The following is a 20533-nucleotide window of genomic DNA, read 5'->3' on the forward strand; positions in this document are numbered from 1 at the left end:
AAGACCCGTGACGGCAGACCTCTGCCCGCACTGCTTCGCGCCGGCGCGCGAGAACGGCCGCCCCGGTTGCGCGTGTGCAGCGCGCGCCGCCGCGGCTGCCGCGGCGGCGGGCGACAGCGAGGACCGCATGCGCGACGACCGCGACGGCATACGCGGCCGGGACGGCATGCGCGACAGCACGCGCGAGGACCGGCGCGACGGCTTCGACGACGAGATACGCGACGACCCGATGGGCCCACGCCCGTACGTCACGCTCGCGGGCGAAGACCGCCGCAAGGGCCCCGAGCTCCGCGACATCCGGCTGTTCGAGCGCATGACGCCCCGAAGATCCGCTCATGAGGACCGCGACGCCCACGATGTGGACGCGGAACTCGAACGGCCCGGGAGGGAACGGGCCGGGAGAGCGGACGAGGCGGACGACGCCGCTGGTGGCGCAGCGGCCGGAACGGGCAGAGGGAACAGAGCCGCGGGGGCCGCCGCGGTGACCCAGGCGTTCGAACCCGTCACCCAGCCCATCGACAGGATCGGGTCGATCGAGCCCGCGCGGGCCGGGGCCGACGCGCCCGTCCCCGCCGAGGGCGGGGCCGCGTCCGGCACCGGGCGCCACCGCAAGAGCCGCAGGGGCCCGGTGGTGGCGGTGCTCTCGGGGGCCGCCGCGGTGGCGGTGGCGGGCACGCTGGCCTTCGGCACCGGTTTACTGGGCGGTGACAAGAAGCACGACCAGGAAGCCGACCGGACGCTGTCGGACCCGAGCTCCAGCGCGCCGGACGACGATCCGTCGGCCAAGGACGACGAGACGCCCGGCAAGCCCTCGCCCTCGGCATCGTCCGCCACCCCGACCGCGACACCCTCCGCCTCCAAGAAGGAGAGCGCGAGCCCGCGGCCCAGCCGCTCGCCCTCGACCCTCAAGTCGGAGGAGCCCGCCAAGACGGCCGCCCCGCCCACCCCCTCGGCGACCGGCGCGACCGGCAGCGTCACCCCCAGCCCGACGGAGACCCCGACCCCGACCGGCCCGCCGGTGCTCCAGGAGGGCGACAGCGGCTCGGAAGTGGTCGAGCTCCAGAAGCGCCTGGGCCAGCTGCTGCTCTACCTCGGGCCGTCGGACGGCGACTACGACGACGCCGTACGGAACGCGGTCACCAGCTTCCAGAACACATACGGGGTGGAGGGCGACCCGAAGGGGGTCTACGGGCCCAATACTCGCCGTGCGCTGGAGTCGCGGACCGACGAGCCGTAAAAACACGAGCCGTAGAACACGAGCCGCGGGACGAGCCGTAAAAACACGAGCCATGGAACACGAGCCGTAAAGACACGACGGCGACCCGGTGAGACCCGGCGACGCCCAGGCGAAGGCCCGGCGACGGCCTGGAGAAGCCCCGGCGGATCCCTGAGGGAACCCGCCGGGGCCACTGGCGCACCGGCGGCGCTCTTTGTATCGTGGAGGAACAAAGTGGTTCCGCCCGCACTCCCTGACCGGCGGGCGGGACCACTTGTCTCGCTTCCCGCGCCCTGGAGTACGCCGATGCCGGCTACCGCCCCGCTCACCACCCGCGCCCTCCTCCTCGACATGGACGGCACGCTCGTGAACTCCGACGCCGTGGTGGAGCGCTGCTGGCGCCGCTGGGCCGCCGAGCACGGGCTCGACGGGGACAGCGTGATCAAGGTGGTACACGGGCGGCAGGGGCACGCCACCATGGCGGTGCTGCTCCCCGAGCGGCCCGTCGAGGAGAACCTGGCGGACAACCAGCGGATGCTGGAGTGGGAGACCTCGGACGTCGACGGCGTCGTGGCCATCCCCGGCGCCCCGGCCTTCCTGGCCTCGCTCGCGGGCCTGCCGCACGCCCTGGTCACCTCCGCCGACGAGGGGCTGTCCCGCGCCCGGATGGACGCGGCGGGGCTGCCGATGCCGGGCGTGCGGATCACGGCGGAGTGCGTGGGGGCGAGCAAGCCGGACCCGGAGGGCTTCCTCAAGGGCGCGGCCGAGCTGGGCTTCGAGCCCCAGGAGTGCGTCGTCTTCGAGGACTCCGAGGTGGGCATCGCGGCGGGCCGGGCGGCCGGTATGCGGGTCGTCGGGGTCGGCCCCCGGGCCGCGGCCCACGCCCCTGACGCGCACGTACAGGACCTGGAGCGGGTCCGCGTCGAGGCGCTGCCGGACGGCACCCTGCGCCTGCGCTTCACGGACTGACAGCACGGCTCGGACAGCACGGCTCGGGCAGGACACCCCGGGCAGCACACCCCGGGCACGGCACCGCGGCCTGAGACCCCGGCCCGGGCCGGGGTCTCAGGCCGCGGTGTACGTCAGCCCGCCACCGCCTCGTACAGGCTGAACCCGGCCAGCGCCAGCATCACCAGCGCCGCCACCTTCGTGATCAGCCGCAGCGGCACGTACCGCATCAGCGTGCGGCCGCCCACGATGCCGAGCCCCGCGACGGCCCACAGGGCGAGCACCGCGCCGATGCCGACCGACAGCGGGTCGTCGTAGCGGGCGGCCAGGTTGGCCGTCATGATCTGGGTCAGATCGCCGAACTCCGCGATCAGGATGAGCATGAACCCCGCCCCCGAGACCTTCCAGAAGCTCTGGTCGGCGGGGGTGCGGATCTCTTCCTCCTCGTCGTCCTTCTTCAGCAGCAGCACCGCCGCGCCCCCGAGGAAGAGCACTCCCACGATCGCCTGGACGAGGCGGTGCGGGAGCAGGCCGAGCGCGCTGCCCGCCGCGATCGCGAGCACGACATGGACCGCGAAGGCGGCGGCGACCCCCACGAAGACGTACGAGGCGCGGTAGCGGGTGCCGAGCATCAGCCCGGCGAGTGCGGTCTTGTCGGGCAGCTCGGCCAGGAAGACGACGCCGAAGACGACGGCGGCGACGGTGAGACTGAACACGGGTGGTTACCTCAAGGGCTCGGGCCGCACCGAGAGGGGCCCGTGGGGAGGGGTCGCTTCGGCACGGCAGCGTCGGACACTGCGGCCGAAGGTCTCGCTGGCGTACGCACCTCCCACCGGGACGGGTGCCATACGCTCCGGGCGCCGGCCCGGCCACGAGGGACGGGCAGTATGTCGACGGTCCGGCGAAGAGCTACTCCCCTTCTGCTGTCGGCAAGGATACGCGACGCCGTCGGCGCGTGGCTCACGGCGGTCCGCCGGCCCGGACGGCGGTCCGCCGGCCCGATGAGATTGCCGGGCCCCACCCTCTCGACATGACGTGTCCATGTCGCCAATCTGTTACCTGTCGCACTCCGGAGAGAAACGTTCCGGCGACAGCATTACCCCCGCGTTACCCGGCCCTCACCGGGCCGAACCATCCCCCACCACAAGGGAGTTCGCATGTCCCGAATACGCAACGCCTTCACCCGGCGCGGCTTCTACGCGCGTCGACGGCTGAGCGTACTGGCCGCGGCCACCGGTCTGATCGCCCTGACCGGCCTGTTCAACGGCCCGGCCGCCCAGGCGGCACTGCCCACCCCCGTCAGCGCCGCCACCGCCCGCACCTACCTCGCCTCGCTGACCGTGGCGACGGAGGACCGCACGGGCTACGACCGTGATCTCTTCCCCCACTGGATCACCCAGAGCGGCGCCTGCAACACCCGCGAGGTCGTCCTCAAGCGCGACGGCACCAACGTCCAGCAGGACTCCAGCTGCGCCGCCGTCAGCGGCACCTGGCGCTCCGTCTACGACAACGCCACCTGGACCGCCGCCTCCGACCTGGACATCGACCACCTCGTCCCGCTCGCCGAGGCCTGGGACTCCGGCGCGAGCGAGTGGACCACCTCCCGCCGCCAGTCCTTCGCCAACGACCTGACCCGTCCGCAGCTGATCGCCGTCACGGACAACGTGAACCAGGCCAAGGGCGACAAGGACCCGGCCGAGTGGCTGCCGCCGGTCACCTCGTACCGCTGCACCTACGCCCGCGCCTGGGTGCAGGTGAAGTACTACTACGACCTGTCGGTCGACTCCGCCGAGAAGAGCGCCCTCAGCTCCATCCTCAACGGCTGCTGAGGCTCCGCCCCGCAACCACGAACGGGTGCTGAAGGCTCCGCACCGGAACCGCCGCGCCCTCCTCCGTCGTTCCGTACCGTGACGCCTGCACGCCGAAGCGACGGAGGAGGGCCGGATGGCCGAGTTGCGCCTGGGACCGCTGCTGCGCCATGTCGACTGGGAAACCGGCACCAGCGCGACCGTCTGGATCGAGGCCGACCACCCCTGCGAGGCCGAGGTGCGGTGTGCCGACGGCGCGGGCGGCGCGGCCCGCACCTGGTCGATCGCCGGGCACCACTACGCCCTGGTCCCGGTCACCGGACTGCGTCCGGGCGGTGAGACGGCCTACCGCGTGCTGCTGGACGGCGAGCAGGTGTGGCCGCTGCCCGACTCCCGCTTCCCGGATTCCACGATCCGCACCCCCGCCCGGCCCGCCGGCCCCGCCGGCCCCGACGCCGAGCCCGACGGCCCCGAAGCCGAGCCCGACGGCCCCGAAGCCGACGACGCCGACGGCGCCGCCCCTGCCGCCGTACGCGTCGCCTTCGGCTCCTGCCGGTGGGCCGCGGCGCCCGCCGACGCCTCGGCGGACCCGATGGGCCCCGACGCCCTGGACACCCTGGCGCACACCCTCGCCCACACGCCCGGGGCCGAGCGCCCCGACGTGCTCGTCCTGCTGGGCGACCAGGTCTACGCGGACGAGACCTCCGAGGAGACCCGCCGCTGGCTCGCCGGGCGGCGCGATGTGACACGGCCCCCGTGGCAGCAGGTCGCCGACTACGAGGAGTACACCCGGCTGTACTACGAGTCCTGGCTGGACCCGGAGGTGCGCTGGCTGCTCTCCACCGTCCCCAGCTGCATGATCTTCGACGACCACGATGTCATCGACGACTGGAACACCAGCGAGGCGTGGCAGCGGGAGATGCGCGCCACACCGTGGTGGCAGGAGCGCATCCTCAGCGGTCTGATGTCGTACTGGGTCCATCAGCACCTGGGCAATCTCTCCCCCGCCGAGCTGGCCGCCGATGAGCTGTACGCGGCGGTGCGGGCCGCGCCGGACGGCACGGCCCTGTTGCGGGAGTTCGCCGCCCGTGCCGACGCCGACCCCGCATACGCCCGCTGGAGCTACCGCCGCGACTTCGGGCGGGTGCGGCTGCTGATGGTCGACACCCGGGCCGCGCGGGTGCTGGAGGAGGGCGCGCGGGCGATGGTCGCCGAGCCCGAGCTGGCATGGCTGCGCGAGCAGGCGCTGGACGGCACGGACAGCTACGCCACCAGCGGCAGCGCCGGGCCGTACGACCACCTCCTGATCGGCACCTCGCTGCCCTGGCTGCTGCCGCCCTTCGTCCATGACGTGGAGTCCTGGAACGCGGCGGTGTGCTGCGGCAGGCGCGGCCCGCGCTGGGCGCGCCTCGCGGAAAACCTGCGCCGGCGCGGCGACTTGGAGCACTGGGCCGCCTTTCCCGCGTCCTTCGAGGCGCTGACCGAGCTGATCGCGAAGGTCGGCGGCGGGCCCTCGGCGCCGGCGACGATCAGCGTGCTGTCCGGCGATGTGCACCATGCGTATGTCGCCGAGCCCGACTGGTCGCGCTGGCCGCAGCCGCCGGACAGCCAGGTGCGGCAGCTGACGTGTTCGCCCGTGCACAACCGCACCTATGCCTCGATCCGGCTCGGTTTCCGGTTCGGCTGGAGCCGGGCGGGCCGTCGGCTCGGCCGCGCCTTCGCCCGGCACGGACGGGTCGCCCCGGGCCGCCTCGACTGGCGCAAGACGGGCGGCCCGTGGTTCGGCAACCAGCTGATGACCCTGACGCTGCGCGGGCGCGCCGCGCGGCTGCGGCTCGACCAGGCCCTGCCCGATCCGTCGGGCGGCGGGGCGCGGTTGGTCACGGCCCTGGAGACGGACTGGGCCGCGTGATCCCTCCCACAACGGTGGCCGGAGTTCCGTACCTCGGCGCGATTCCCGGGAGCCGGGCGGCATGATGGGCGCTCCCTGAGTCACATCTGCCCCGGGAGACACCATCTTTACCGGAGACCCCTACGCCATAGCCGTCGTCGGTGCCGGTCCCCGTGGCACCAGCGTGCTCGAGCGGCTGTGCGCCTCGGCCCCGGAGCTCGCGGCCGGCGCGCGGCTCACCGTTCATATGGTGGATCCGTCCCCGCCCGGCGCCGGCCGGGTGTGGCGTACGGCCCAGCCGGGCGAGCTGCTGATGAACACCGTGGCCTCGCAGGTGACCCTCTTCACCGACGCGAGCGTCGCATGCGAGGGGCCGGTCCGCACCGGGCCGAGCCTGCACGAGTGGGTCGCCGCCCGCGGGCTCGACCCGGCCCTGGGCCCGGACGACTACCCCAGCCGCGCGCTGTACGGCCGCTATCTGGAGTGGGTGTTCGGGGAGGTGGTGCGGGGCGCGCCGGACACGGTGACCGTCCGGGTGCACGCCGCGCGCGCCGTGCGCCTCGAGGAACGCCCGGGCGGCGAGCAGGTGCTGACCCTGGAGGACGGCAGCCGGCTCGACGGGCTGCGGGCGGTCGTGCTGGCCCAGGGCCATCTGCCGACGGTGGCCGATGCGGCGGAGGAACGGTTCGCCGCGCACGCCCGGCGCCATGGGCTGCGCTACTACCCGCCCGCCAACCCGGCCGACGTCGATCTGTCGCCCATCGCGCCCGGCGAGCCGGTGCTGCTGCGCGGCCTGGGTCTCAACTTCTTCGACCACATGGCGCTGCTGACGGTCGGCCGCGGCGGCGGCTTCGCGCCGGGCGACGGCGGCACGCTGGTCTACCGCCCCTCGGGCCGCGAGCCGCGGCTGTACGCGGGCTCCCGGCGCGGCATTCCGTACCACGCGCGGGGCGACAACGCGAAGGGACCGCACGGGCGCCACGATCCGCTGCTGCTGACGCCCGAGGTGATCAGCCACTTCCGCAAGCGCGCGGAATCCGGCGATCCGCCGGACTTCCTGACCGAGGTCTGGCCGCTGGTCGCGAAGGAGGCCGAGACGGTCTATTACGAGGCGCTGCTGGGCCGGACGGACCGGCCGGACCAGACGGCCCGGCGGGGGCAGTCGGGTGAATCGAGCCAGCAGAGTCAGCAGGGACGGCAGGGATCTACGGGCTTCACGGGTTTCAGGGGGCGTTTTCTGGCCACCGAGCACGGCGGGGCGGAAGAGGCGGCGGTGTTGGACGATTTCGGCATCGCACCGGCCGACCGATGGTGCTGGGATTCGGTGGCCCATCCGCACCAGGGCCGGGACTTCACCGGGCGGGAGGACTTCCGGCGGTGGCTGCTGGTGTACGCCCGCGAGGACGTGGCCCACGCCCGGCTCGGGAATGTCTCGGGCCCCGTCAAGGCGGCCCTCGACGTACTTCGTGATCTGCGCAATGAGCTGCGGCAAATCGTCGACCACGGCGGTCTGTCGGGGCGCTCGCGCCGGTCCCATCTCGATCGCTGGTACACCCCGCTCAACGCCTTTTTGTCGATCGGCCCGCCGCGCCGCCGCATCGAGGAGATGGCCGCGCTGATCGAGGCGGGGGTGCTGGACGTACTCGGTCCGCATCTGGAGGTGACCGAAGTGACCGTCAGCGAGCCGGGCGGAACCCCTGGTTTCGGGGGGCATTCGGCGCGGGTGCCGGGGTCTGGGGTGGTGGCGACGACGCTCATCGAGGCGCGGCTGCCGGAGCCCGATCTGCGGCGGACCGCGGACCCGCTGCTGACCCATCTGCTGCGCACCGGGGGGTGCCGTCCGCACCGGGTGGAGGGCTATGAGACGGGCGGCCTGGACGTCACCCCGAGCCCATATCGCCTGGTGGACGCGGAGGGGCGGCCCCATCCACGGCGCTTTGCGATCGGGGTGCCGACGGAGGGCGTGCACTGGGTCACGGCGGCGGGCGCACGGCCCGGGGTCAACTCGGTGACCTTGTGCGACACCGACGCGGTGGCCCGCGCGGTGCTGCGCGCGGTGGGGCCGGAGTTGGCGGAACTTGAACTTGCAACAAAAGGTGAGGGGAACCTAACCTGACACTCCCGTTGTTTCCCGTCCCCGGAACAAGGAGCTGTCCCCATGTCCCCGTCCGCCACCCCCCAAGGTCTCGCCGACCGTCTGGACAGCACGAGACCGTATGTCCTCTCGCTCTTCCGCATAGTCGTCGGCCTGCTCTTCTTCTGCCACGGCGCCTCCTCGCTGCTGGGCTGGTTCGGCGGCCTCATGGGCACCGGCAAGACCGTCGACGCCGGCACCTGGCCCGGCTGGTACGCGGCCGTGATCCAGCTCGTCGGCGGCGGCCTGGTGCTGCTCGGCCTGGGCACCCGCAGCGCGGCGTTCATCTGCTCCGGCTCGATGGCGTACGCGTACTTCCACGAGCACCAGCCGGAGAAGCTGTGGCCCATCCAGAACGGCGGCGAGGCGGCCGCGATGTTCTGCTGGGCGTTCCTGCTCATCGTCTTCACCGGCCCCGGCCCCTGGGCCCTCGACCGCTTCCTCGGCTCCGCGCGCCAGACGGTCACGGCCTCCGAGACACACCGTCAGCCGACCGCGGCCTGAGCCTCCACCGCACGCCACGGGTCACGTTATGCGGGGGTACCTCCCATTCGTCACCGGGGAGGCAATCCCCGTGTGACGTGATTCGAACAACATCAACACCTTCTTGCCGATATCCTCACCCGTCACAGGCGTACGCTGTATGGCTGTGAAAAGGCCGCTTCCGCCGCTCCCCGCGGCGGCGCGGCCGGGGGGAACCGGATCGGGAGAAACGTTGCTGGAGCATTTGGGGTCGCTGACCAACACCCCATGGATTTACGCGGTTGTCGGCATGTCCGTTCTCCTCGACGTGTTCCTCCCCGTCCTTCCGAGCGGTGTCCTCGTCATCACGGCCGCCACGGCGGCCGCCGGAACCACCGTGGACGCGGTGGGCGTGGTGCGCGTCCAGGCGGGCGCTGCCGACTTCTCGCAGATGTTCGCCCTCATCCTGTGCGCCGCCACCGCCTCCGTCCTCGGCGACATGGTCGCCTACCGGCTGGCCTGGCGCGGCAGCGACCGCCTCGACCGCGCCATCGCCCGCTCCCGCCGGCTGACCTCCGCCCAGGAGAAGTTGGGCAGTGCGCTGGTCCGGGGCGGCGGCGCGCTGGTCGTCATAGCCCGCTTCGCGCCCGCCGGACGATCCGTCGTCAGTCTCGGCGCGGGCGCGGCGCACCGCCGGGCCAAGGAGTTCCTGCCCTGGTCGGCGGTGGCCGGACTGGCCTGGGCCGCCTACAGCGTGAGCCTGGGGTACGTCGGCGGCCAGTGGCTCGGCGCCACCTGGCTGGGCACGGCGGTCTCGGTGCTCGCGCTCTTCGCGGCCGGCGCGGGCGCGGCCTATGTGATGAGGCGGCCCGCCGACGAGGAACAGCCGCTCCCGGCGGCGCAGTCGGCGGTGAGCGGAGCCGGGCAGCACTGAATCACGGACCCGGCTCCAAAATCCGGCTACCGTCCCCTCATGCACATCCCCGTCCCTCCGGCGCCCGCATGGTGACCCGCCGCAGCCGTACCGCGGCCGCCCTGACCGGCGCCGCCCTGGTGCTCGCCGCCGGGATCCTCGTCCTACGGCAGTTCACCACCCCCTCGGAGCCCGAGCTTCCGGCCATCCCCGCGGCCGAGCGCCCGGTGGTCGAGGCGGCCGCCCGCGCCTGCCCCAAGGTGAGCGTGGCGCTGCTGGCCGCGCAGATCCACGCGGAGAGCGGCTGGCGGCCGGACGCGGACTCCGGACACGCACAGGGCATCTCGCAGTTCACCCCGCAGACCTGGGCCGAGTGGGGCCGCGACGGGGACGGCGACGGAAAGGCCGACGTCTGGGAGCCCAAGGACGCCATCCCCTCGCAGGCTCGCTACATGTGCCATCTGTACGGCGTGGTGAAATCCCTGCCCGGCGACCCGACCAAGCTGGCGCTGGCCGCGTACAACGCCGGTCCGACCGCGGTCCTCAAGGCCCGCGGGGTCCCGAGGATCGCCGAGACCCGTGAGTACGTGGACCGCATCCTGAACACGCTGCTCCCCCAGTACCGGGAGAGCGAGGAGAAGTACGCGGCGAAGCACTCGGCGCGCCCCTCCGCGTCCTCCTCCCCCTCCGCCCGCGCCTCGGCCTCCTTCGATTCCGGCCCGTCCGGCTCGGCCCTCAAAGCCGACGGCTCCGGTCCGTGATCACGCGTCCGCCGTGATGAAGTCCTCTACGGCGCGTACGAGTTCGAGCGGCGCCTCGTCGGCGGGGTAGTGCCCGGCGGTGGGCAGCTCGACGAGGTCGGCGCGCGGATACCAGCGCAGCCAGGTCTGCCGCATCACCTCCGCCGTCAGCGCCGGGTCCTGCGCCCCGACCACCACCCGGACCGGCACCCGGGACCCCACGATGTCCTCGTGGAAGTCCTCCAGCGCCCATGAGTCCAGCCAGGCCCGGAACGCCTTGGCGTCGCTGTGCTCCAGCGAGTGCCGGACCATCAGGTCGAGCCAGGCGGCGGGGTGGCGGCCGCCGGTGGTGTAGTCGATGATCGCCCGTCGGCTCTCGGGGCGCTCGGCGGCCGAGGTGAACAGCTCCCACTGCTCACCTTCCATCGGCAGCCCGCTCGCGGGGACGGGGGCGACCCCGATAAGCCGCCCCACCCGGTCGGGGGCGGCGGCCACGACGCGCTGCACGACGGCGCCGCCCATCGAGTGCCCGAGGAGCGAGAACCGCTGCCAGCCGAGGTGGTCGGCGAGCGCGAGCAGATCACGGCCCGCCTCGCCGGTGGTGTACTCACCGGGGATGTCCCGCGCCTCCCCGTAGCCGCGCAGATCGGGGAGTGCGTAGGTGAAGGCCCGACGGTCGACATGCGGCAGCATGGCCGCGAAGGCGGCGCGGTCCGAGAACCAGCCGTGGACGGCCACGACCCGGTGCGGCCCTTCACCGACGAGCTCGAACGGTGGAACGAGGGGTGGAACGATCGGTCCCATGGCACCTCCGGTCCCTGTCGAAGACGGGCACGCGGCGCGCGTGCCCGTTGCCGGACAACGGTGTCGCCAACCGGCGGCCTCGGCAAGGCCGCTGCGCATATGCGTAGCAAGGCCTGACCGTGACCTGACAGGCAGCGAGGGCGGGGCGCGCCGCCCGCCCCGCTCACCCACGGTCCCGATCTGGGCGCGGACCGCGACGGGCCGCGCGATGCGGCGGCAGCGGCACATCGAATGGCCCTCCCCGGCCCGCCCCCTCCCCCGTGACCGCGCGTAACATAAGACGCGGGCCAGAGCTCCCCCAGCCGGCGCTGGGAGGCACCACTCGGAGCACCGATGAACCGCCGCCGCACCGCACCGCACGAATCCACCGAACAGGCGCTGAGCGCCCTGGGCCGGCTGACCGCGCAGATCCTGGAGCGGATCAAGCTGCAGCAGGCGCGGGTGGAGCTGGCCGTGGCCCTGCAGCGCCAGATGCTGCCCTCCGAACTGCCGACGCTCCCCGGCCTGCACACCGCGGCCCGCTACACGCCCTCGCGGGACGGGCTGGACGTCGGCGGCGACTGGTACGACGCCTTCCCGCTGCCCGGCACCGCCTCGGTCGGCTTCGCCATCGGCGACGTCCAGGGCCATGACGTGGAGGCGGCGGCCTTCATGGGCCAGGTCCGCACGGGGCTGCGCGCCGTCGCCACCGCCACCTGCGACCCGGGCGAGGTGCTGCGCGGGGTCAACGAACTGCTCATCTCGATGGGCAGCGACCTGTTCACCACTTGTTCCTTCGTCCGCTTCGACCCGGTCGCGGGCGAGCTGGCCTGCTCCCGCGCGGGCCACGTCCCGGCCATCCAGGCCTCGGCGGACTCCCCGGCCGAGGTCGTCTGGGACCCCGGGGGCCTGCCGCTGGGGATCCAGTCCGGCGAGATCTATCCGGTGACCCGGCACCGGCTGACGCGGGCGGGAGCCTTCGTCCTGATCACGGACGGGGTGGTGGAGGGGCCGTCCTACTCGATCGACCAGGGGCTGGCGGAGGTGTCGCGGCTGGTCGGCGCGGGCTATGACGCGGACGCGGAGGAGCTGGCCGCGCGGGTGAGCGAGGTCGCCGACCGGACCGGCCACAGCGACGACGCGGCCGTGCTGGTGCTCCGCCACGACGGCGTACGGCCCTGAGCGCGCCCCGGTTCCGCCGTGCGGCGGACGCCGCGCCGCGGCTCTGCGTGTCACCCACGCCCCACTGCGACGGCGTTGTCTGATGGCCGCTGTGGCAGGCGACGACTGGATCCGGCGATACGGCGCCACGGGCCTGCGGATCGCCGCCGTCACGGCTGCCTACTACGCCGGGGCCCGGATCGGGCTGCTGCAGGAGCTGGTGCGCGGCCAGGTCACCCCGCTCTGGCCGCCCACCGGTATCGCCCTGGCCTGTCTCCTCCTCCTCGGCCTGCGCAGCTGGCCGGGCATCACGCTGGGCGCCCTGCTGGTCAACGCGCCGATCGGCCCGACGGCCGCCGCGGTCGTCGCGATCGTGGCGGGCAACACCCTGTCCCCGGTGTGCTCGTATCTGCTGCTGCGGCGCATGGGGTTCCACCCGGAGCTGGACCGGCTGCGGGACGCGCTGTCGCTGGTCTTCCTCGGCGCGCTGGCCGGCATGCTGATCAGCTCCACGGTGGGCACGGGCGTGCTCGTCCTGGAGGGCGCGCTCCCCGCCGACGCCTTCTGGTCGACCTGGTCGGTGTGGTGGACGGGGGACGCGATGGGGGTCCTCGTGGTCACACCGCTGCTGCTGATGCTGAGCAGGGCCCGGCTGCCGCGCGGCGTCCGCCCCTACCGGTGGGCCGAGGCGGGGCTGCTGTTCGCGGCCACGGCGGCCGTCGCGCTGCTCGCCACGCACTCCGTCGGCAGTCTGCTCTTCCTGGTCTTCCCGTTTCTGATCTGGGCGGCGCTGCGCTTCCAGCTGGCGGGGGCCGCGCCGTGCTCGCTCATCGTGTCGTTGTGCGCGATCCAGGCGACGGCGGCGGGGGTCGGCCCGTTCGCCGGGCATACGCTGCTGGCGCGGATGGTCACCCTGCAGGCGTTCAACGGCTCCACCGCGCTGACCGCGCTGCTGCTGTCGGCGATCATCACCGAGCGGAACCGCACCCGCCAGCAGATCGAGCTGATCTGCACCCAGCTCGCCGAGGTGGTGGTCCGGCTGGCGCCGGGCGAGGTGCTACGGCAGTGGCCGCCGCCGCGCCACGGCGAGCGGCCCCCGGACTCCCCGTAGCCCTCAGCCCTTCGGCTCCTGCCCCTGGGTCAGGTCGCGCCAGCGCGTCGAGCTGCTGCCGTGCATGTTGAATTCCTGGGCGAGGCCGGTCTGGTGGAGCCCTTGCATCTGCTCGCCGGTGACGGTGACGCCCGCGATGTCGAAGGACGTGTCGTCATCCCAGTTGTACCGGTCCCAGACGTTCACCTGGTAGTCGAGGGACACCTTGGGCTTCCCGTGCGGGCCGGGCTCCACGCTCACGACTCCCGAATGGTTCACCATCGCGTGGCCGACGGCGAAATTCCAGTCGCGGTCGCCCTGCTCGTATCCCTGGGCCTTCGTCTCCACCGGAATGGCCACCGGCCGGCCGCCCGACTCCTCGAACGCCTTCAGGGCCTTTTGCCGCCACTCGTCCTCATGCTTGCTGAGGTTCTCCGTGGCGGCCTTCCGAAATCCCTCGTCCTCGTCCCACATGCGGTTGATGTCCAGATCCAGCGGCTTTCCGGACCCTGCGAGGTAGTGGGCCAACGCGCGGGCCCCCTGGTCGTAGCCCGCCAGCCGGCCGCCCTTCGCCATGGCCTTCGCCTCGACCTGGAACAAGTAGTCCTTGTAGCCGGGATCGCGCGAGTGGAACTTCCCGGACCCCACGTCCGCCGGCTTCCACTTGTACTGCGGATCCGTGATCCCGGCCGCCAGCAGCCCCATCGCGTCGGCCTCCCAGACCCGGCCGCGCAGTTCCGGGCTGAGGCCGTCCCAGATCCCGCGCAGTTCGGCACGCTGCCGGGGGTTCACCCCCTGACCCAGCGAGGCGAGGTCGATGGCCCGGTCCACCTGGACGTCCGTCAGCGAGTGGTACTGGGCGTGGCCCGCGTTGTACGCGTCGCCGCCGTGGCTCTTGGCCAGCGCGGCCTTCACGATGCCGTCGATCTCGGCGGCCCGGGCGATCTTCCGGTTGACGCGGTTGGCGTACGCCTCCTGGGTGTCCAGCTGCTTCTGCGTGCGCACCCCGTCGTCCCCCGGCGTATGGGGGTAGAGGAAGCGCACGGTGCCGTCGAAGTTGTCGGAGAGCCGGAGCCCGTCGTCCTGCGCCTGCGCGACGATCGACCTGACGCCGGCCTGGATCTCGGTCAGCTGGGAATGCGCGTCGTCCAGGACGCTCCAGATACTGCTGGCTTCCTTGTGCAGATCCGCGATCTCCTTCGCGGTCTTGCCGACGAATTCACGCGTGACATCCGCGTTCAGCCCGGCCCACCGCGCCCCCTCCGACTTCTTCTGCAGGCCCGAACGGGCGTCGCTCATCAGCCGCTTCAAACCGTCGACGGAGCATTTCCAGTCCGTGACCGCGGTGCCGAGCTTCCCCAGATCGACGGCCATGAGATCCGCGTAGGTGAGAGCCCCCATCGTCTTTCCCCCGTGGTTTTTGTTACTTCACCATCTTGGATATCTCGGAAACGCTCACGGCGGAGCCGTCCCGGTTCCGCAAGGAGGCCGCGATCTGCGCGTCGTCGTGCGCGTGTGCCTTCTTCGAGTAGTCCAGGTGATTGGAGATGTGGGCGCACATCTGCAGCACGGTCTTCACCTGGGAACTCCACACGGACACCGTGGTGCTCAGCGCGTCACCCATGGTGAAGTTGTGGTCGCTCAGCGCCTTGGCCGCCTGCATGGACGACCCCACGCCGTCCTTGTTCGCCCCGGCCCCGGCGATGTCGGCCACCTTCTGCAACTCCCCGTGCAGAACGAAGGCCTCGTGTCCCACGGCGCCCAAGTCGTCCTGGCGCACGATCAGATCGGAGGCCTTGCCGCCGCTCGCGGCCGGCGCGCTCCCGCCGCCGTCCGCGGGGAGCTGGTTGAGCCGCGTCCGGGCGCTCTGCCGCTCGGACGCGTCCGCCTTGAGCTGAGACCACTCACTGTCGAATGACATTTCCCCGTTACCTCCAGTAGAGGGTGTCCGCGCATCCGGCGCCGCGGCCGCTCCTCCCCTGGCCGCGGCGCACCGGATCGCAGATCACAACGCATGGTAGCTGAATCGGATGACGTCGCTCCGGCTGCGGACCCGGGGGCCGGGGCCGGTCCTGGACCTTCGGCCCCGGCCCGTCGTACACGCCGTCCGACCCCGGCTGTTGGTAGTCGTAGTGCGTCACCGAACTCTCGTTCCAGCTGTACCGGTCCCAGACGTTCACCTGGTAGTCGAGGTAGTACTGGGGCTTCCCGGATGCACGGCGTCGGATTCCCCCTGAACTTTTCCTGAACTCATCCGGGGGAACCTTCACCGAGAGTTCAGCGACCACACCGCCGCTTCCGCGCCAGGACCGATCTCAGGGACACGCAACCCCGGCCGAGCCGAGGACGTCCCCAAAGGTGCCCGAGAAACCCCGCGAAGGACACCCCTACGCCCATGACCACAACGGCCGCCCGCTACCTCTACCTGGCCCGCCACGGCGAGGCCTCGCCCGACGAGACCGAGCTGACCGCGAACGGCCGCCGCCAGGCCGTACTGCTCGGTGAGCGGCTGCGCGGCCGCCCCTTGTCCGCCATCCACCACAGCCCGCTCCCCCGCGCCGCCCAGACCGCCCGCCTGATCGCCGAGCAGTTCACCCAGCGCCCCGCTGGCCCCGGCCTCCCCGGCGTCCCCGCGGACCCCGGCGTCCTCCTCCGCCCGTCCGAACCGGCCGGAGACTACCTCCCGTACGTCCCCGACCGGAGCGAACTCCCCGCGGACGCCGCCGACGCCCTCCTCGGCTTCCTCAGCCGGTTCCCCCCGGAGGCGCGCGACCACGGCCCGGCCCTCGCCCGCGAGGCCGAGGCCCTCTTCACCGGCCCGGTGCCCGGCGACGAGCCCCGCCACGAGCTGGTCGTCACCCACAACTTCCTCATCGGCTGGCTCGTCCGCGCGGCCCAGGACGCCCCCGACTGGCGCTGGCTCGGCCTCAACCACGCCAACGCGGCGCTGACCGTCATCCGCTACGCCCCCGGCCGTCCGTCCTCCGTCCTCTTCTACAACGACATGTCCCACCTGCCCGCCGACCTGCGCTGGACCGGCTTCCCGCCCGAGCTGCGGGCGTGACGGGCGCCGGCCGTCAGCCCGCGGTGGGGCCCGAGACCGCGATGAGGACCGGCTCGGTCGCTCCCGCCGCCCGCAGCGCGTCGATCACGATCTCGGTGGCCCAGACGGCCGTGTCCAGGCACCAGGAGCGCCCGCCGCAGCGCAGCGCCAGCACCTGCCGCATCCCTTCCGTCTGCACCTCCCCCGCGACCGGCAGGGCCAGCCCCTCCTGGGTGCCGGACCCCGTCGGTACGGCCTCGACGGCGAGCCGCCCGAAGGCCCGCTCCCGCGCCAGGGCCGGTACGTCATGGCGCCGCACGGCCGATGCCACCGCCTCCCTCGCCGAGACCGTCACGGTGAACTCCACGGCGCCGTCGGGGTCGGCGAGCGCGAACCAGTCCGCCGCGCCCGCCAGATGGGGCAGGCTGTCGGGGGCGAGGTGGAGCGGCGCCAGGGCGTGCAGACCCGTCAGCCGGAACGTACCCATGCGGCACAGCGCGTCGCCGAGGATCCTCGCCGCCGGCAGAACCGGCAGACGTTGCCCGCGCAGGCTCTCGGCGGCGATCTGGAGCCAGGCGATCTGACGTGTCCGGCCGTCCTCCGTCCAGTCCTCACCCGCGTCGTTGTGCCCCCACCGCGCGCCCTCCAGGTCGTCGCCGCCCGTGGTGGTCCACCCGTACGCCTCGGCCCGTTTCACCGCGAGGCTGAAGACGTCCTCGTCGAGGTCCTCCTCGGCCTGGAGCCGGGCGATCCAGGGGTGTTGGTGGAAAACACCGTGCAGCCCGACGATGACGGTCGGGTAGTACCGTTCGATGTAGCTCACCGCGCCGTCACTCCGTCCGCTCCGTCGCCCCTCAGACTTCCGCCACCGCGTCGATCTCGACGAGCACACCCTCGCGCACGAGTTGCGCCACCACGGTGGTCCTGGCGGGCAGCGGCGCGCAGTCCGCGAAGAACTCCCGGTACACGCGATTGAACTCCGGGAAGTTCTTCCTGTCGCTCAGATAACACGTGCACTTGACGATCCGGTCCTTACCACTGCCCGCCGCCTCGAACACCGCCACCAGGTTCTTCAGCACCTGCGTCACCTGCGCGGCGAAACCGGCCGGCATCTCGTTCGTGACGGGGTCCAGCGGCCCCTGTCCGGAGGTGAAGACCAGGCCATCGGACACGACGGCCTGGGACAGGGGCGGCTCGGTGCCGTCGGAGAAGCGCACGAACGGCGCCTTGTCGGTGTGAACGCCTTTGATCATGCGGGCATTCTGCACGGCGCGCGCCACGGCGTGTCAGGTGTGCACGTCAGCCGCGCTGCCCGGTACGACGCTCGTAGTCGGCGAAGCCGTCCTCGATCGTCGGCAGCACCAACTCCACGCGGAAGTAGGGCACGCTCCACAGCGGGCTGTCGCGAAGGCCTTCGAACAGGTCGGACCACGCGGTCAGATCGTCGGTCGTCGCCACCAGCACATCGGACGGAGCGGCCGCCCACGCCTCGGCATCGAACCAGCGGACCTGCACGGCGGAGTGCTTCTCCAGCAGCGGCTGCACATGATCGGCGATGATCCGCTGACGCTCGGGCCGCCCCAGGGCAAGCCACGCCGGCAGGGCCGTGAGGTGGACGAATATGGTGAACCGTGGCTGTGGCTGTGCGTCGCTCATGCGCATCATTGTGGATCAGTGGCCGACCGTCCGGATGCCCCTTCGGCAAAGACGCACCCGGCCGCCAGGCATCATGCCCGGCGGGATGCCCCGTCCGGCCAGACGACATCCACAGGGACGCCTGCCTCACGCGCTTCGTACACCACGTCGGCGGTGCCACCGCCCCTACCGCCCGGTGGTTGCCCATTCCACACAGCCACCAGCCGATCTGCGCGCTCCAGCAGCACGGCATTCGCTGCTTCGTACGCCTGCCGATTCGCCGTCTCATGAGGCATCACCAGAACCTCGTCAGCTGCCTCCACAAGTCGATCGAAGGTCTCGGCGTGGTCCGGCTTCACTTTCGCCTGCCGGTAGTCCTGCGACGGAATCACCACGACCAGGCTCCCCCCCAGCCGCCAAAACCGCCTCGGCGAACAGGCTGTCGCTGCCCTTCGCAATGCATGACACACCGACCAGGCTGGTGGAATCGTAGGCGGCGAGGGTCTTGTCCAGCTCGGCGCGCACCAGCGGTACCGACTCGTCGGTGAGGTCCATGTGCCCGGTCACAGCGATCGTCGTCATTGGGGGGGGGCGTTGCCTTCCTGATCATGTGGTCAGCAGAGTGCGGATGTGGCCACCAGCCTGGTCGGCGTAAGTCCGGCGGGCTGAGCGGGCCCGCTGGCCGCTGCCTCCCCTGGCTGTGCTGGTCAGCCTCGCCGCTCTTGCTCTCACCATGTACGAACTGATCTCGAAGGGAGCGGGAACCCGCTCCCTCTCAGCTGCGGCCGGGAGGGGGCGTTTCTCACGTCCGGGTCAGTCCCGGGTAGCGCCTTCCGGCCAAATCACCCGTGTAGGGACGCCCGTACGGTTGGCATAGGCGACGACATCAGCTGTACCCCCATACCCACGGGCTGGCTGCCCATCCCAGACAGCGACGAGCTCATCCACCACGCCCACCAGAATCTCGCTACCGGCCATATGCGCCTGGGAGTCCGACTCCACCATGCCCGTGCGGTGGACTTCCGCCGCACGCCGCATGAGCTCGTCATAAATCCGGTGGTGTTCCTCGGGAAGGCCCTCGCGGTACTGCTCTGCGGGCAGGACAACCTCCAGCTGTCCGCCCGCGTCCAGGACCATCTCGGCGAACCAGGCGTCAGGGCCATCAGCGATGCACGAGACACCCACCAGCCCTTCCGCGGGATGCCGCTTGATCTCCGCTATCAGGGCCGCACGGACCAATTGTTCCGTCTCGGGTGGCAGCCCGCAGTGGCCGGTGATGCCCAGTCGCATGCGTCGCTCTCCTTCTGCCGTTCTCACAGGTAGATGCCGTGCATTCGGTCATCGAACTCCCTGACCACCCGAGGTGGGGTGGTCGAAGTGTAGGCGCGTCGGAGGCTGCGAGCGCGCTCTATGATGCGGCCCGAGCGGTACCGCACGCCTACCTCAAGTGCCCGGGCAGCCATGGCAAACGCGCCGTCCAAACGTCCTTGCGCCATATGCGCCGCAGCCAGGTCGAGCATGAGCAGGGCGCGTTGCTTTTCGTGTCCGGAAGCCAGGGCGGCAGCGGCCGCATCCTGTGATGCCGTGACCCATGCCGGGATCCCCAGCCGCGCGCCACAGGTGAGTCTGGCCGCCGCCACCTTGCTGGGCGTGAAGCTGAAGACCCACGGCCAGGGCGGCGGCTGCTCGTTCGGTACGACCTCCGTATAGCGGGCGGCTTGCTCCAGTGCAGCATGAGCAGCTGCTCGATCCCCAGCTGCCGCATGCGCGAGTGCCTCGACCGTGCCGAGCCACGCTGAGGCGATGGCTGGTGTCGCCTCACTCAGTTGACGACGAGCGCGGTGGATGAGGGACATGCCCTGGGCCGCGTTCCCGGCATCCGCTTCGAACCCGGCGAGACTGCCGAGTTGATAGGCGGTGAGCAGTCGATCACCGGACATGCGAGCGGCCTTGATCGCCGTGCCGTACCAGGTGCGCGCGGACCCGACATCGTTCATGTCCCAGGCCAGCCAACCCGCGAGCGAGGCCGCTTCGCTACCCACAGCCGCCAGGCGGGTCCGCTGCTCAGGAGACTCGGCTTCAGCTCTGATGGTCTGGGTGAGCCGCAGATGCGCCAGGACCGGCTCCGAGAGATGCCGAGATGAGGTGGTGCCGTCCAGGCGGCGGAAGGCGGTGGTGGCAACGCGGAGCGTCGCGGCCTGGCCAGTGTCCGGGGGCTGGGGGTGGAGGGCTGCGAGAGCAGGGGTGGCAACGATCGCTGCGGCCCCCCCCAGGAAGTTGCGCCGGTGCACGTCGTGCTGTCCGTTCTCGGCGAAATTCGCCGCTGTGTGGTCGGCGAGGCCAACCAGACGCGGGGGAATGTGTAGGTGCGTGGCAGCTCTCGCCAGAATGGTCATGTCGTATGAGGCCGTGCCGCGTCCTTCGAGACGAGAGACGGCGGACTGGCTGATCCTGCAGGCGTCGCCGAGTTGGCGCTGGGATACACCAGCGTCGCGGCGGGCCAGGCTGACGACCCGCCCGTAGTCGCCTTGGCGGGCGGCGTCCCGAATCGCCTGCGAAGACCAGTTCATGCCCACTCCTGTTGGTACCTGGGTTTTACCGTTTGCCCGCTACGCGTATGCGCTCAGTGCATACGCGTATGCGTGTCACGGGTCAGCGCTGGCCGATGCAGCGTGACGCGCGGTTTCGTCTCCTCACTACCCGTAACGG

20 protein-coding genes and 1 pseudogene are annotated in these 20533 nt (G+C 71.7%); 11 read left to right on the forward strand and 10 right to left on the reverse strand.

What is annotated here, in order from left to right; genetic code table 11:
* Nucleotides 1-7 precede the first annotated feature (7 nt).
* Complete coding sequence (locus ACFZDL_RS12910; RefSeq protein ID WP_353588996.1) at nucleotides 8-1237, forward strand: peptidoglycan-binding protein; 1230 nt, start codon at nucleotides 8-10, stop codon at nucleotides 1235-1237.
* Between the two features lie 285 nt (nucleotides 1238-1522).
* Complete coding sequence (locus tag ACFZDL_RS12915; protein WP_353588998.1) at nucleotides 1523-2185, forward strand: HAD-IA family hydrolase; 663 nt, start codon at nucleotides 1523-1525, stop codon at nucleotides 2183-2185.
* Nucleotides 2186-2298: 113 nt separating this feature from the next.
* Here ACFZDL_RS12915 and ACFZDL_RS12920 read toward each other — a convergent pair whose 3' ends face one another.
* On the reverse strand, nucleotides 2299-2880 hold the full coding sequence (locus ACFZDL_RS12920; RefSeq protein ID WP_353589000.1) for a TMEM165/GDT1 family protein: 582 nt from the start codon (nucleotides 2878-2880) through the stop codon (nucleotides 2299-2301).
* Between the two features lie 441 nt (nucleotides 2881-3321).
* Here ACFZDL_RS12920 and ACFZDL_RS12925 point away from each other — a divergent pair, with 441 nt between their 5' ends.
* From ACFZDL_RS12925 to ACFZDL_RS12950, 6 genes are all read left to right on the forward strand, one after another.
* Complete coding sequence (locus tag ACFZDL_RS12925) at nucleotides 3322-3993, forward strand: HNH endonuclease family protein (RefSeq protein ID WP_353589002.1); 672 nt, start codon at nucleotides 3322-3324, stop codon at nucleotides 3991-3993.
* 115 nt (nucleotides 3994-4108) lie between these two features.
* Nucleotides 4109-5884: an alkaline phosphatase D family protein gene (locus ACFZDL_RS12930; RefSeq protein WP_353589004.1), complete on the forward strand. Its 1776-nt coding sequence runs from the start codon at nucleotides 4109-4111 to the stop codon at nucleotides 5882-5884.
* Between the two features lie 163 nt (nucleotides 5885-6047).
* Nucleotides 6048-7979, forward strand: coding sequence for an FAD/NAD(P)-binding protein (locus tag ACFZDL_RS12935; RefSeq protein ID WP_353589006.1), 1932 nt, complete (start codon nucleotides 6048-6050; stop codon nucleotides 7977-7979).
* Between the two features lie 42 nt (nucleotides 7980-8021).
* Nucleotides 8022-8501, forward strand: a complete 480-nt coding sequence (locus tag ACFZDL_RS12940; RefSeq protein ID WP_353589008.1) for a DoxX family protein — start codon at nucleotides 8022-8024, stop codon at nucleotides 8499-8501.
* A gap of 211 nt (nucleotides 8502-8712) precedes the next feature.
* A complete protein-coding gene (locus ACFZDL_RS12945; protein WP_353589010.1) occupies nucleotides 8713-9393 on the forward strand; it encodes a VTT domain-containing protein in 681 nt (226 codons plus the stop codon).
* Between the two features lie 68 nt (nucleotides 9394-9461).
* Nucleotides 9462-10133, forward strand: a complete 672-nt coding sequence (locus tag ACFZDL_RS12950; protein WP_353589012.1) for a lytic transglycosylase domain-containing protein — start codon at nucleotides 9462-9464, stop codon at nucleotides 10131-10133.
* Here ACFZDL_RS12950 and ACFZDL_RS12955 read toward each other — a convergent pair whose 3' ends face one another.
* Nucleotides 10134-10916, reverse strand: coding sequence for an alpha/beta fold hydrolase (locus ACFZDL_RS12955; protein WP_353589014.1), 783 nt, complete (start codon nucleotides 10914-10916; stop codon nucleotides 10134-10136).
* 333 nt (nucleotides 10917-11249) lie between these two features.
* Between ACFZDL_RS12955 and ACFZDL_RS12960 the strand changes: the two genes are divergently transcribed.
* Both ACFZDL_RS12960 and ACFZDL_RS12965 read left to right on the forward strand, forming a co-directional pair.
* Entirely contained in the window at nucleotides 11250-12077 is an 828-nt protein-coding gene (locus tag ACFZDL_RS12960) for a PP2C family protein-serine/threonine phosphatase (RefSeq protein ID WP_353589016.1), read from the forward strand.
* 82 nt (nucleotides 12078-12159) lie between these two features.
* Nucleotides 12160-13167: an MASE1 domain-containing protein gene (locus ACFZDL_RS12965; protein WP_353589018.1), complete on the forward strand. Its 1008-nt coding sequence runs from the start codon at nucleotides 12160-12162 to the stop codon at nucleotides 13165-13167.
* A 3-nt stretch (nucleotides 13168-13170) separates the two neighbouring features.
* On the opposite strand, the gene ACFZDL_RS12970 is transcribed toward ACFZDL_RS12965, so the two are convergent.
* Nucleotides 13171-14547: a hypothetical protein gene (locus ACFZDL_RS12970; RefSeq protein ID WP_353589020.1), complete on the reverse strand. Its 1377-nt coding sequence runs from the start codon at nucleotides 14545-14547 to the stop codon at nucleotides 13171-13173.
* Between the two features lie 22 nt (nucleotides 14548-14569).
* Nucleotides 14570-15067: a hypothetical protein gene (locus ACFZDL_RS12975; RefSeq protein WP_353589022.1), complete on the reverse strand. Its 498-nt coding sequence runs from the start codon at nucleotides 15065-15067 to the stop codon at nucleotides 14570-14572.
* A gap of 474 nt (nucleotides 15068-15541) precedes the next feature.
* On the opposite strand from ACFZDL_RS12975, the gene ACFZDL_RS12980 reads away from it, so the two are divergent.
* The gene (locus ACFZDL_RS12980; protein WP_353589024.1) at nucleotides 15542-16210 is read left to right on the forward strand and encodes a histidine phosphatase family protein; all 669 of its coding nucleotides are present in this window, start codon (nucleotides 15542-15544) and stop codon (nucleotides 16208-16210) included.
* Between the two features lie 13 nt (nucleotides 16211-16223).
* On the opposite strand, the gene ACFZDL_RS12985 is transcribed toward ACFZDL_RS12980, so the two are convergent.
* The 6 genes and pseudogenes from ACFZDL_RS12985 to ACFZDL_RS13010 form a co-directional block, all read right to left on the reverse strand.
* On the reverse strand, nucleotides 16224-17012 hold the full coding sequence (locus ACFZDL_RS12985) for a hypothetical protein (RefSeq protein WP_353589026.1): 789 nt from the start codon (nucleotides 17010-17012) through the stop codon (nucleotides 16224-16226).
* 31 nt (nucleotides 17013-17043) lie between these two features.
* Nucleotides 17044-17469, reverse strand: a complete 426-nt coding sequence (locus tag ACFZDL_RS12990; protein WP_353589028.1) for a RidA family protein — start codon at nucleotides 17467-17469, stop codon at nucleotides 17044-17046.
* A 19-nt stretch (nucleotides 17470-17488) separates the two neighbouring features.
* Nucleotides 17489-17845, reverse strand: coding sequence for a darcynin family protein (locus ACFZDL_RS12995; protein WP_353589030.1), 357 nt, complete (start codon nucleotides 17843-17845; stop codon nucleotides 17489-17491).
* Between the two features lie 71 nt (nucleotides 17846-17916).
* Nucleotides 17917-18406 (reverse strand): annotated as a pseudogene (locus tag ACFZDL_RS13000) (hypothetical protein).
* 231 nt (nucleotides 18407-18637) lie between these two features.
* A complete protein-coding gene (locus tag ACFZDL_RS13005) occupies nucleotides 18638-19114 on the reverse strand; it encodes a hypothetical protein (RefSeq protein WP_353589032.1) in 477 nt (158 codons plus the stop codon).
* Nucleotides 19115-19137: 23 nt separating this feature from the next.
* Complete coding sequence (locus ACFZDL_RS13010) at nucleotides 19138-20394, reverse strand: helix-turn-helix transcriptional regulator (RefSeq protein WP_353589034.1); 1257 nt, start codon at nucleotides 20392-20394, stop codon at nucleotides 19138-19140.
* Between the last annotated feature and the right edge of the window lie 139 nt (nucleotides 20395-20533).

The sequence above is a fragment of the Streptomyces sp. NPDC007917 genome, from assembly GCF_042959105.1.
GTDB lineage: Bacteria > Actinomycetota > Actinomycetes > Streptomycetales > Streptomycetaceae > Streptomyces.